This window comes from Corynebacterium sp. HMSC071B10, from assembly GCF_001814825.1.
GTDB lineage: Bacteria > Actinomycetota > Actinomycetes > Mycobacteriales > Mycobacteriaceae > Corynebacterium.
Genome location: NZ_KV818023.1, coordinates 83055 through 95151, shown reverse-complemented (window position 1 = coordinate 95151; position 12097 = coordinate 83055). Strand labels below are relative to the sequence as shown.

13 protein-coding genes are annotated in these 12097 nt (G+C 66.4%); 2 read left to right on the top strand and 11 right to left on the bottom strand.

Going from position 1 to position 12097, the window contains the following annotated elements; genetic code table 11:
• Positions 1-79 precede the first annotated feature (79 nt).
• From HMPREF2990_RS10365 to HMPREF2990_RS10350, 4 genes are all read right to left on the bottom strand, one after another.
• Positions 80-1798 (bottom strand): bifunctional uroporphyrinogen-III C-methyltransferase/uroporphyrinogen-III synthase, encoded by a 1719-nt coding sequence (locus HMPREF2990_RS10365; RefSeq protein ID WP_070764547.1) that lies wholly within the window; start codon positions 1796-1798, stop codon positions 80-82.
• A 197-nt stretch (positions 1799-1995) separates the two neighbouring features.
• Positions 1996-2880 (bottom strand): hydroxymethylbilane synthase, encoded by an 885-nt coding sequence (hemC, locus tag HMPREF2990_RS10360; RefSeq protein ID WP_070764546.1) that lies wholly within the window; start codon positions 2878-2880, stop codon positions 1996-1998.
• Positions 2880-4205: a glutamyl-tRNA reductase gene (locus HMPREF2990_RS10355; protein WP_083317140.1), complete on the bottom strand. Its 1326-nt coding sequence runs from the start codon at positions 4203-4205 to the stop codon at positions 2880-2882. The genes hemC and HMPREF2990_RS10355 overlap by 1 nt, the downstream gene beginning before the upstream one ends.
• A gap of 57 nt (positions 4206-4262) precedes the next feature.
• Positions 4263-4502 carry a glutaredoxin family protein gene (locus HMPREF2990_RS10350; RefSeq protein ID WP_070764544.1) on the bottom strand — a complete coding sequence of 80 codons (240 nt, stop codon included), beginning with the start codon at positions 4500-4502 and terminating at the stop codon, positions 4263-4265.
• Positions 4503-4588: 86 nt separating this feature from the next.
• Between HMPREF2990_RS10350 and HMPREF2990_RS10345 the strand changes: the two genes are divergently transcribed.
• Positions 4589-5629: an HAD-IB family hydrolase gene (locus HMPREF2990_RS10345; RefSeq protein ID WP_070764543.1), complete on the top strand. Its 1041-nt coding sequence runs from the start codon at positions 4589-4591 to the stop codon at positions 5627-5629.
• 110 nt (positions 5630-5739) lie between these two features.
• Here the strand turns inward: HMPREF2990_RS10345 and HMPREF2990_RS12540 are convergent, their stop codons facing one another.
• From HMPREF2990_RS12540 to HMPREF2990_RS10325, 5 genes are all read right to left on the bottom strand, one after another.
• Positions 5740-5841 carry a 30S ribosomal protein bS22 gene (locus HMPREF2990_RS12540; protein ID WP_003855542.1) on the bottom strand — a complete coding sequence of 34 codons (102 nt, stop codon included), beginning with the start codon at positions 5839-5841 and terminating at the stop codon, positions 5740-5742.
• Positions 5842-6072: 231 nt separating this feature from the next.
• Positions 6073-6264 carry a helix-turn-helix domain-containing protein gene (locus HMPREF2990_RS10340; RefSeq protein WP_038588022.1) on the bottom strand — a complete coding sequence of 64 codons (192 nt, stop codon included), beginning with the start codon at positions 6262-6264 and terminating at the stop codon, positions 6073-6075.
• 188 nt (positions 6265-6452) lie between these two features.
• Positions 6453-7358, bottom strand: coding sequence for a pyrroline-5-carboxylate reductase (gene proC / locus HMPREF2990_RS10335; RefSeq protein WP_083317139.1), 906 nt, complete (start codon positions 7356-7358; stop codon positions 6453-6455).
• Positions 7359-7427: 69 nt separating this feature from the next.
• Positions 7428-8279 carry a phage holin family protein gene (locus HMPREF2990_RS10330; protein ID WP_070764542.1) on the bottom strand — a complete coding sequence of 284 codons (852 nt, stop codon included), beginning with the start codon at positions 8277-8279 and terminating at the stop codon, positions 7428-7430.
• Positions 8279-9235, bottom strand: a complete 957-nt coding sequence (locus HMPREF2990_RS10325; RefSeq protein ID WP_070764541.1) for a Ppx/GppA family phosphatase — start codon at positions 9233-9235, stop codon at positions 8279-8281. Before HMPREF2990_RS10325 ends, HMPREF2990_RS10330 begins: the two co-directional genes overlap by 1 nt.
• Positions 9236-9268: 33 nt before the next feature.
• Here HMPREF2990_RS10325 and HMPREF2990_RS10320 point away from each other — a divergent pair, with 33 nt between their 5' ends.
• Positions 9269-10165 carry a DUF3109 family protein gene (locus HMPREF2990_RS10320; protein ID WP_070764540.1) on the top strand — a complete coding sequence of 299 codons (897 nt, stop codon included), beginning with the start codon at positions 9269-9271 and terminating at the stop codon, positions 10163-10165.
• On the opposite strand, the gene HMPREF2990_RS10315 is transcribed toward HMPREF2990_RS10320, so the two are convergent.
• Positions 10162-10851: a response regulator transcription factor gene (locus HMPREF2990_RS10315; protein WP_070764539.1), complete on the bottom strand. Its 690-nt coding sequence runs from the start codon at positions 10849-10851 to the stop codon at positions 10162-10164. The two genes, HMPREF2990_RS10320 and HMPREF2990_RS10315, sit on opposite strands and share 4 nt — an antisense overlap.
• 19 nt (positions 10852-10870) lie before the next feature.
• Entirely contained in the window at positions 10871-12082 is a 1212-nt protein-coding gene (locus HMPREF2990_RS10310; RefSeq protein ID WP_070764538.1) for a sensor histidine kinase, read from the bottom strand.
• Between the last annotated feature and the right edge of the window lie 15 nt (positions 12083-12097).

Below are 12097 nucleotides of genomic sequence, written 5' to 3'. Positions count from 1 at the left end.
TCTGGCGGAGGCGGCGGGGGCGGCGGGGCAAATCGTAGTCAGACATGGCCCCCATCATAGGCCCCGCACCTTTTCGCTCCTACTCGCCGGAGGCTTTCGCCGGCTCTGCTTTCCGACGGATGCGGCGCTTCTTGCGCGGCGGCGGCAGCTGGCCGGCAGCGCGGAGGGAGGCGACGTGGTCCGCCAGGGCGTCGATAAGCGAGGGCACATCGGCGACCTCGGGCACAACATCCACGCGTAGGCCCTGCGCCTTGGCCTCCTCGGCCGTGTACGGGCCGATGCAGGCGATGATCGTGCGCTGGTGCGGCTTGCCCGCAATACCCACGAGGTTCTTCACCGTGGACGCGGAGGTAAAGCACACCGCGTCGAAGCCGCCGGTCTTGATCATGTCGCGGGTCTCCGGGGCCGGCGGGGCGGCGCGCACCGTGCGGTAGGCCACCACGTCGTCGACCTCCCAGCCCTTCTCCACCAGGCCGTCAACCAGCACGTCCGTGCCAAGGTCGGCGCGCGGCAGCAGCACGCGGGAGACCGGGTCAATGTCCTCGACGTACTCGGGGAAGATCTCCACCATGCCCGCGGCGTTCTGCTTCGTGCGGTGCGGCACCAGCTCCGGGAACATGCCGAGTGCGCGCAGCGCGTCGGCGGTCTTCTGCCCTACCGCGCCCAGGTGCACCCCGGCAAAGGCGCGGGCGTCCAGGCCCAGCTGCTCGAACTTCTTCCACACCGCGTCGACCGCGTTGACGGAGGTGAACAGCACCCACTGGTAGCGGCCCTCCACGATGCCCTTGATCGCGCGGTCCATCTGCGCCGGGTTGCGCGGCGGCTCCAGCGAAATCGTCGGCACCGACTGCGGGATCGCGCCATAAGAGCTCAGGCGAGCGTTCATCGGGCCCGCCTGGCTCTTCGCGCGCGGCACGAGCACGCGCCAGCCGTACAGCGGACGGTTTTCCCACCAGGAGTACTTCGAACGATCATCAGCCACGGTGCCCACTGTAACCACCAGCGAACCGGGCAGCTCCGCATCCAGCTTGCCCACTGTCTCCAGCGTGGCGTCGAAGGTGCGCTGCAGGCGGGTCGTGCCGTTGGTGGTCACGGCCACCGGCGTGGCTGGCGACATGTCGCGCGCGAGCAGCTGCTCGGCGAGCTCACCCAGCTGCTCCTTCCTCGCCTGCAGCACCAGCGGCTCGGGCGCGGCGGCGAGCATGTCCCAATCCACCTCTTGGCTCAGGTCGGCCTCGGTGTACGTCGAGCCCAGCGCGATGCCTGCAAAGGAGGGTACCGTCGACGGCAGGCTCATCCCCGGCACCACCTGGAACTCCAGCCCGGCGGCGGCCACGGCGGAAATCTCCTCCATGACCTGGTCGCGGGTGAGCGGGTTGCCACGCACGAGCCGGAGCACGTCGCCGTCGCCGGCCTCGCCGCGCTCGATGGCAGCAGCGGCCTCGTCAAGCGCTGCTTGCAGCTTTGCGACGATCGCCTCCCCGGACAGCGCGACCTCCTCGATCTCCGCCGCGGTCGGGTCCTCGGGGCGCGGCGGCTTACGACGTGCACCTGCCTCCTTCGCTTCAGCAACCAGGCGTGCATAAGCTTCGTCGGCTGCGTCCATCTTCGCCTTCGGCACAGGCAAAGCGGCAGCGACGACGTCTCGGGCACCCTGAGCGACCTCCGGATCAACGAGGGCGATAGAATTGTTTTCCATCACCTCGCGAGCCCGCACGGTGAGCAGGTCAGGGTTGCCCGGTCCCGCACCGACGAAGATGACCTTCCCCGGCGGGGGCGTAATCGAGGGCAATGTCATAGAACGATCTTTTCTAAGGCGCGAAAAATAGTGGCCCCGGCGTATCACACGTGCGCACGCGAAAAGCGCGCAGCATGCAAGGAGCCACCCGCACACACCTTCCGGTGCGCTGTGTGGCCCCCAATTGCGTCGGGGCTATCCGACGTATGGTAACTACACCTTAAGATGGAAGACCGCTGAAAACCAAACTCGTGACACTATTCCATCAGTGCCCGGGCACCGCGAGCGAGCAGCGCCTCGGCTGCGCGAGCACCCACCTCGACGGCATCGGTGCCGGTCACGGTCTCAACGAGCTGGGTTTTTCCGTCGAGCGCGAACACCCCGGCGCGCAGGGTCAGCTCTCCGTTTTCCTTCCGCGTGGCGTACGCCGCAACCGGCGCGGTGCAACCTGCTTGTAGCGTGGCGAGCACCTGTCGCTCGGCGGCCGCGCACGCGGTCGCGTCCTCGTCGATGAGCGCGTCGAGCGCGCGCACGTTGTCCGCGTCGTCGGCGCGGCACTCCACGGCGAGCGCCCCCTGCGCCGGGGCAGGCACCAGCGTGTCCGGGTCAAAGACCTCGGTGGCGCGGTCCGCGTACCCGCCGCGGCTAAGGCCGGCATACGCCAGGATGATCGCGTCGAACTCGCCGCGCTCCACGTAGCTCATGCGGGTCTCAATGTTGCCACGCAGCGGGCGAATGTCCAGGTCGGGACGCAGCGCGCGCAGCTGCGAAACGCGCCGTGGCGCGGAGGTGCCCACCTTTGCCCCCTGCGGCAGCTGCTCGAAGGTGAGGCAGTCGCGGGCGATGAGCGCATCGCGGTGGTCCTCGCGCTCCGGGGTGACCAGGTGCAGGCGCGTATCCGGAGCGGTGGGCAGGTCCTTGAAGGAGTGCACGGCCATGTCCACCTCGCCGCTAGCGAGCGCTTCGCGCAGCGCCGTGGTGAACACGCCGACGCCGATGCGCTCCACCGGGGACATGTTCACGTCGCCCGCGGTGGTCACGATGTGCAGTTCGGCCTCGACCCCGTTTGCAATGAGCGCGTCGCGCACGTGCCCTGCCTGCGTGGTGGCGAGGTGGGATCCGCGGGTTCCAATCTTCAGCATCATTTCTCCTTCGCGTTCAGTTCTTCCGGTCGCGGCAAACGCTGCGCGTCCACGGCCACCGACGACCGGCCGAGCCCGAAGAGCTCCTCAATCGCGGTCTCCACACTGACCGTCTCAGAGGTGGCGGCCAGCTCCTTAATCTTCACTGTCGGCGTGTGCAAAAGCTTATCGACGACACGCTTCACCGCCCTGGCGACCTGCCCAAATTCCTCCTCGGAAAGCTCGGGCAGACGCGCCCGCAGGCGCTCGAGCTCCTGCTCTTGGACCTCGTTGGCGGTCCGGCGCAGCCGGGTGACCGCGGGCGCGACCTCACGGACGCGCTGCTCGGAGCTAAACGCGTCCACCTCCTCGCGCACGATCGCCTCGGCTTTGACCAGGGCGCGCGAATCCTCGCTGTCCGCATCGCGCAAGGAGGCGTGCAGGGACTCGATGTTGACGAGGTGGACGCCCTCGCGCTCGGTCACCGCGTCATCGATATCGCGCGGCAGCGACAGGTCCACCAGCATCGTCGGGCCCGAGAGGTCCTCCGGGGTGATGGTGAAGTCGTCCGAGGCGGTCGCGGACACCGTGATGTCGGCGCGGCTGATCGCGCCTGCGCGGGCGTTGAAGTCCACCACCTCGGCGGCCACCCCCGCCTCGCGCGCGTGTTCCGCCACCCGTTCTGCGCGCGAGCGCGTGCGGTTGGCGATGATCAGCCGGTCAATCCCCTGCTTGCCCAGGTGCGTGGCGGCCAGCGAGCTCATCGCCCCGGCACCCAGCACGAGCGCGGTGCGGCCTTGAAAGTCCTCGATGTCAAGGATGCGGCGGGCCTCGTCGAGGGCGAAGGTGACCATCGAAGCACCCGAGTCATCAATGCTGGTCTCCGAGTGGACACGCTTGCCCGTGTGCAGCGCCGTCTGCGCCAGCGAGTGCAGGGTCGGCCCCACCGTGCCACGCTCCGCCGCATCCAGGTAGGAGGCGCGCACCTGGCCGATGATCTGCTGCTCGCCCACCACCATCGAGTCCAGGCCCGCGGCCACGGTGAACATATGCTCCGCGGCTGCGTCGGCGTAGCGCACGTACAGGTAGCCGCGCAGCTCAGCCTCCGGTACACCGGAGACCTCCGCGAGCACGCCGAGCACGTCCTCCACACCTGAGTGGAAGGCCGTGGACACCGTGTAGACCTCGAGCCGGTTGCAGGTGGAAATAATCATCGCCTCGGTCAACGATGGCTGCTTCACCAGCGACGCGGCGGTATCGTGCTGCACCGTCTCGTCCATGCTCAGGCGCTCCAACAGCGCCACCGGCGCAGAACGGTGCGACATCCCTACGACGAGCACACTCACACAATCACTCCAGTCAGCCCTTCCGCGGCCAAGAAAATCAAACTAAAGGATACCCCGCTACGAGTTCAGTTCCGCGACGAGGTCATCCGAGTCGACCTCCCAGCACGCAAACTCCTCATCGTCGATCACCACGACGGGGACGCGGTCGCCGTACTCGGCGGCGAGCTCGGGGTCCGAGTCGACGTCGACAAGCGAAAGCTCCGCGCCGCACTCGCGCACCAGCGGGCGAATCTGCTCCGCCACGCGCACACACGAGCCGCAGCCCTCGCGCACCATCAGCTCCACATGCTTGCCCATCCGCTTCCTCCTGACTGATTGCCTACCAAGCGGTACGATGTTCCAAGCTAACACCCACAGCGAAAGGTACAGCGAAAGGTGAGGACATGAGCGAACACGGCGATCTGCTCGCCGCGTGGTCCGTCTCCCACGGCAACCTGCGGCGATTCATCGAGGATCTCGCCGTGCCCCCGCTTGACGACGAAGCGCAGCGCACCGCCGGCGAAGCAGCCGCAGCCGCCGCCGTCGAGGAAACTTTCGGCCTGACCATCGACGACTTCGCCCTCGGCGTCGACTCCGTCGGCGGGGCGTTCGCCACCGCAGGAGCCTCGAAGATCACCCCGCCCGACCCGGACGTGCCGCAGGATGCCGAGGCCGCCGCCTTCTTCGACGTGGACAACACGCTCATCCAGGGCTCCTCGCTGATCCTGCTTGCCGAGGGGCTGGCCAAACGTCGCTTCATCACCGCCGGCGAGCTCTTCCCCGCCCTGATCAAGCAGCTGCGCTTCCGGCTGCGCGGGGCGGAAAGCCACGACGACATCGCCTCTGGGCGCGAGCACGCGCTGAGCCTGGTCAAGGGGAAATCTGTCAACGAGCTGCAGTCGCTGTGCCGTGAGATCGTCGACCGCCAGATGGTCAGCAAGGCCTACCAGGACACCATCGATCTCGCCTCCATGCACATCGCCGCAGGCCAGCAGGTATGGCTGGTTTCCGCCACGCCCGTGCAGATCGGCCAGGCGCTCGCCGAGCGGCTCGGTTTTACGGGCGCGCTCGGTACCGTCGCGGAGGAAGAGGACGGCGTGTTTACCGGCCGACTCGTCGGCGACATCCTGCACGGGCCGGGCAAGCGGCACGCGGTGGCCGCGCTCGCCGCCATCCAGCGCCTCGACCTGGCAAAATGCACCGCCTACTCCGACAGCATCAACGATCTGCCCATGCTGGGCATGGTGGGCTCGCCTGTCGCGGTCAACCCGGATCGCGCGCTGCGCCGCCACGCCCGCGAGGCCGGGTGGGCGATCCGCGAGTACCGGCCACTGCGCAAGCTTGCCCGGAACCGCGTTGCGCTTGGGGCTTGCGTGGCTGGTGTGGTTGCTGTTGCCGGCGGCTTGGTGCGGCTTATGGCAAAGCGTGAAAAATTCCACGTATGACCATTTAATGACCTGGGGGTATGCGAAATCGGGTGAAAAAATGGTCGAATTTTTCACGCGGACAGCAAAACACCCGCCCCAACAAGTGGGACGGGTGCAATTCATAAGGCTTACTTGCCCAGCTTACGACGCTGCACGCGGGTGCGGCGGAGCATCTTGCGGTGCTTCTTCTTGGACATGCGCTTGCGGCGCTTCTTAATAACAGAACCCATGGGGCTTCCTCGTTTCTTGTGTACGTACAGTGCGAGTCAGCGCGACCACCATCCCCACATAAAACGGGGCTAGCGGGCCAGCACGAGGTGCACGCTCTGCCGGGCGCGCGCCAACTTCAGTGGTTGACAGCATACCGCGCAGCGTGCCGCCACCAAAAATCCGGCGCCGCGCACCCTTGACTCTTAGGGCACCCGACGCCGGAGGTGTTGGTAGCGCTTCGCGCAGTGCTTCTACCCCACGTCGTAGACGGAGGACTCGAGGTACTCGTTGACCGCGGTCTCGTTCACACGGAAAGAACGGCCCACGCGCACTGCCGGCAGCTCGCCGGAGTGCACCAGGCGGTACACCGTCATCTTCGAAACACGCATGATCTCCGCGACCTCTGCGACTGTCAGAAACTTACCTTTATCTTCGTTTGCCATGAAATATTTAACCCTTCAGCACGGTCGCGCTGTAGGCTTCCCCTCCCACGGGACGAACACGCACGTGCTTGAACCACCCTATCGTGAAACCAGGGCCGAATGCGACTCAAGTGCCAAAATTTTTCAGAGTGTTTTCAGTCGACCCCAACACACTCGTGTGAAAGGTGGGGCTTACGCGCCGTCAATCGCTACTTGCGCCCCATCTCCGCCGAGCGTTCCGCACAGGCCTCCGTCGCCCGGTAGAGCGCGCCGCGCAAGCCCGACTCTTCCAGCTCACGGATCGCCGCAACGGTCGTGCCCGCCGGAGACGACACGCCCGCACGCAGCGCTGCCGGGTCCGGTGTCTCCTCCAGCATCGCGCCCGCGCCCGCGGCGGTAGCGGAGGCGAGTTCGGCGGCGAGGTCGCGGGGAAGGCCGAGGGACACGCCGGCGTCGACAAGCGCCTCAGCGAGCAAGAAGAAGTAGGCCGGGCCCGAGCCTGACAGGGCGGTGACAGCATCCAGCTGGTGCTCTTCGACCTCAACAAAGGTGCCCGCGGCAGACAGCAGCTCCGCGATCTGCGCGCGCTGCTCGTCGTCGACAAAGCGGCCGAAGGCGGCTGCGAGCACACCCTTGCCCACCAGCATCGGGGTATTCGGCATCACGCGCACGATCGGCGCGCCCGCCGAGGACACCGCCTCCTCCATCGCGTGCAGGGCGATCCCCGCCGCCATCGACACCAGCACCGGCTGAGTGTCCGCCTCGGCGATGTCGGTGCTCACCTCCTCCAGCAGCTCGAGGATCTGATACGGCTTCACGCACAGAAAGACCACGTCCGCCTCCGAGACGGCCCCGTTGTTGTCGTCCGTGACTTGCACGCCGTAGCGATCGGCCAGCTCCTGGCCGCGCTCCGCCGTGCGGTTCGTCGCCGTGATGCGCTTCGGGTCGATCCCGCTGGCAACAAGACCAGCAAGGAGGGACTCACCGATGCTGCCCGCACCGATAATCGCGATCTGGCCGCGAAACGCGGGCTCGGCGGGCTGCTCGGCGTCCTTCGCCGTCACCTCGGGCTGCTCTTCGACGTCTGCTCGTTGTCCGGTAGTGCTCTGTTCCATGCAGCACAGCGTAAACCCTCCGACCAAGCACGCGCTCGGCGGAGGGTGAAAGGGGGGGTATCGCGCCCGCTAGATCAGAGCCGGGCCGAAAGCCATGACCGCGGCGGCGATGCCCGCCATCGTCACGGTCAGCGCGTCGTTGCCAGTGCGCAGCGCCTTCACGCCGAAGATCACCGCGACGACGGCGACGATGCCGGCAATGACAGCCACGGCAGTCGCAGCGTTCGCCCAGATCCACTGGAACGCCAAGAAGCCCAGCACGCCGAGGATGAGGCCGAAGAAGACAAGCAGCACAAGCATGATCGGGTTGATCGTGTCGTCTGTGTCATCCGCGGAGTCTGCGGCGGCAGACTTTTTCAGGTCTGCGGAGTCTGCGGCCGCGGACTTTTTGGGTGCAGCGGGTGCGGCGGAGTCTGCCGAGTCTGCGGCGGCGGACTTTTTGGCGTCTGCGGAGTCCGCGGTCGCGGACTTTTCCGGCGCGATCTTGACCGGGCGGGAGACACCGGGTCCCACCTTGGGCAGGACTGCGGTCTCGTCAGCAGAAGGTGCCGAAGATTCAGCGGACTCAGCGGGTGCCGCGGAGTCTGCGGCCGCGGACTTTTTGGCGTCGGCGGAGTCTGCGGCCGCAGACTGCTCCGGACGCTTCACCTCTACCTTCTCCACCTCGACCTCGCGCGGGGCCGAAGCTGCACCAGAAGCCTTCTCCTTAGCCTGCTCCTCCGGCGGGTCGATCGGCACGCTCGAGTGCTTCGGCTCCGGCGGTCGAGCGTCCACGCGTTTAAGGGAGCCGGTGAGCTCAGCAACCGAGACGCCGCCCTCTTCCAAGCTCCGGCGACGCCGACGGCGCTTGCCCGCCTCGGGGTTATCCTTCTGGGCCCGGGCGAGCAGCTCCGCTACTGTCAGCTGCTGATCCTCAGACATTAGGCGTGGTCTCCTTCGTCATCTCCTGGGGCGAGTCCCTGGTCAATCCGCTTCAGAATGACGCCTTCGCGCAGCGCCCAAGGACAGATCTCTAACTTATCAAGATTAAGGGCACGCATGGCGGCTTCCGCGACCAGGGCCCCCGCAACGATCTGGTGGGAGCGATCCGCGTTGATGCCCTCCAGCTCAGCGCGGTCGGCCGCCGTCATGCGCGAGATGAAGGCAATCAGCTGGCGCAGGCCAGGCGCGGTGAGCGTGCGCTGCACGTATGGGCCGGCTGACGACGGCGCCGCACCGGTCAGGCGCGCCAGCGAGCGGAACGTCTTCGACGTACCGACGGCCAGGCCTACCTCCCCCAGCGCGTGGAACTTTTCGGCCGGGCCCGCGAGCTCCGCGTCGATGTAGTCGCGCAGCGCATTGATCTTCTTGCGCTCCGGCGGGTCCGTGTCGAACCACTCGTGGGTCAATCGGCCCGCGCCCAGATCCAGGGAGACGGCAAGGTCCGGCACCTCCTCGCTGCCGGTGGACAGCTCGAGCGAGCCACCGCCAATGTCCAGGTTGGTGATGCGGCCGGCGGACCAACCGTACCAGCGGCGCACTGCCTGGAAGGTGGAGCGGGCCTCCTCCTCGCCGGAGATGACTTTGAGTTTGACCCCCGTCTTCTTCTCCACCTTCTTCAGCACGGCCTCGGAGTTGGTCGCCGAGCGCACTGCGGAGGTGGCGAAGGCGAGCAGCTCGTCGCACTTGAGGTTTTCGGCTAAGCCCCGGGCTTCGTCCACGGCGTCGATAAGCTTGGCGACGCCCTTGTCCTCAATATTGCCGTCCGCATCGAGCTGCTCCACGAGCCGCAACGGCTGCTTCCAATCGCTCATCGGGGTCGGGCGGCCACCTGCGTGGGCATCCACCGCCACCAAGTGAACGGTGTTGCTGCCAACGTCTAATACACCTAATCGCACACCACCAGGGTAATGGGTCTACGGTGTTGAGGTGTGAATCAACCAGCCTCCAATGAAGTTTTTCTTGGATTTCCCGCCACCTCCCCCGCCGGAAAATCCATCCTGGCAGGGCGGGAGACACCCCCGGACTTCCCCCGCGAATGGTTCGAATTCGTCCACCCGGACGACCCCACCCACTACTTCAGCCTGGACCTGACCTGGCTGGAATCCACCTGGTCCTGCCGCTTCGGCACGCCCGAGTGCTTGGGTATCGACGAGAGCTTCCCCGTCGTCGGCTGCTGCATCCACGGCGCCTACATCGCCGATGAGACCGACCGCGACGACCTCTACAACGCCGTGGCAGAAATGCCCGCAAAGTACTGGCAGCTGCGCCCAGCGGACACGGACTCCTACATCGCCAACGCGGACCCGACCGTGCTCGAGCCCTGGCTGGAGTGGGACGACACGGAGGAAGAGGACGACGGCCCACACATCAAGACCCGCGTGGTCAACGGTGCCTGCATCTTTGCCAACCGGACGAAGGAAGGCAGCGGGCCGGGCTGCGCCCTGCACCAGTGGGCCATGGCGGAAGGCCGCAACATCATCGGCTCCAAGCCGGAAGTGTGCTGGCAGGTGCCCTTCTCCCGGGAGGACGCCTACGAGGAACGCTCCGACGGGGAGGAGATTCTGCGGACCACCATTGGCGAGTACGACCGTCGCCAGTGGGGCGGGGGCGGCGAAGACTTCGACTGGTGGTGCACCAGCGCCCCCAGCTGCCACACCCCGCAGGGCGAAGGAGCAGCCACCCCGGTGTGGCAATCAATGAAGGACGAGCTCACCGCGCTGATTGGTGAAAAGCCCTACGAGGTCGTGGCGCGCCACTGCGCCGCCCGCGCGAAGGCACCGCGCGAGGCGAAGTCCATCCACCCCGCAGCGGATACCAGCGTTTAAGCTTCGAACTTGTAGCCCAGGCCGCGCACGGTGACCAGCTGCTTGGGCTTCGACGGCTCCTCCTCGATCTTGGTGCGCAGGCGCTTGACGTGCACGTCCAAGGTCTTCGTGTCGCCGACGTAGTCCGCGCCCCAGATCCGGTCGATGAGCTGGCCGCGGGTCAGCACCCGGCCGGCGTTGCGCATCAGATACTCGAGCAGGTCGAACTCTTTGAGAGGCATGGGGACCGGCGTGCCGTCGATAAGCACTGTGTGCCGCTCGATGTCCATCTTCACGCGGCCGCCCTCCAGGATCTCCTGGTCTTCGGGCTGTGCCTGCTCCCCCTCGCCGCCGCGGCGCAGCACCGCGCGGATGCGGGCGATGAGCTCGCGGGTGGAATAGGGCTTGGTCACGTAATCGTCCGCGCCGAGCTCCAGGCCCACCACCTTGTCGATCTCCGTGTCGCGGGCCGTGACCATGATGATCGGCACCATCGAGGTAGTGCGCAGGGACTTGCACACCTCTGTGCCGCTCATCCCCGGCAGCATGAGATCCAGCAGGACCAGGTCCACCTCGTTTGCGGCGAAAGACTCCAGCGCGCTCGGGCCGTCCGGCGCAACGAGCGTGTCAAAGCCTTCCTTCTGCAACAGGTAGGCCAAGGGATCAGCCAAAGATTCTTCGTCTTCAACGATGAGAATGGTGGTCACTGTTGTTCCTTACGTCTTCCTAGCTCTGCATCGGATGCTGCGCGGCCCCAACGCTCGCGTCTGCGGCACTTGCAGCACTTGCGGCAGCACGCTCCGGGTCAAAGATCGGCAGCTCGATGGTGAACGTCGATCCCGTGCCGGGACGGGACCATAGTTTGATGTTACCCCCGTGGTTGGCCACGACGTGCTTGACAATGGCCAAGCCCAAACCCGTGCCCCCGGTACTGCGCGAGCGTGCCTTGTCCACCCGGTAGAAGCGCTCGAAGACGCGCTTCTGGTCCTCCGGCGCGATCCCGATCCCCCGGTCGGTCACCCGCAGGTGCAGCACCGTGCCCCGCATGACCTTCTGGGTCACGCTCACCGGCTTGCCGTCCGGCGAGTAGTTGATCGCGTTGGAAACCAGGTTGGACACCGCGGCAGTCAACAGCGAGCGGTCCCCCAACACGTGCAGCCCGGTGCGCTCGCCGCGGATGAGCTCAATGTCGCGGTCCTCGGCGGTGACGTGGTTGCGCTCTAACGCGTCGTCGATGACCTCGTCGATGCGCACCGGTGACATGTCCGGCAGGCGCTCCGCTCCCTGCAGCTTGGACAGGGAGATCAAATCCGTGATCATCTCCCCCATCCGGTGCGCCTCTTTTTGCAGGCGGGTGCCGAAGTAGTCGACCATCTCCACGTCCGAGGGGTCTTCCATCAGCGCCTCGGCCAGCAGCGCCATGCCGCCAACCGGGGTTTTTAGCTCGTGGGAGACGTTGGCCACAAAGTCGCGGCGCGCGTTTTCCATGCGCACGTTCTCCGACTCATCAGTCACGTACACCGCCGCATAGGAGTTCTGCGTGAGCGTGAGCGGTTTGATCACCGCGCGCACGTTCCGAATCCGGCTGCCCGTGGCGCGCTGCGGCAGGTCCAGGTTTAAGAGGTGCTCCTCCTGGTCCTCGAAGACCTGCTCAGCAACAGACCACACCTCGGGGTTGACCGTCCCGTCGTGCACGATCGACATGTCGTGCGCACGCGCGTTGGACAGCGCCACGCGCCCGGAGCGCTCCACCACCGCGACTCCGGTGGGCGAGCCCTGGATGGCCAGGTGGTACATCTGGCTAATCGAGCTGGTTTCCTCGCTGGTCTCGTCGCTGTAGTCGCGGTTGCGCTCACGCCAACGCAGCGCCCGCTGCACCAGTGGTGCGGCGAGCGCTGCGACGCCAATGCCTAGAAAGAAGGCGATCAGTGGGGACATGCAGGCAAAAGTGGG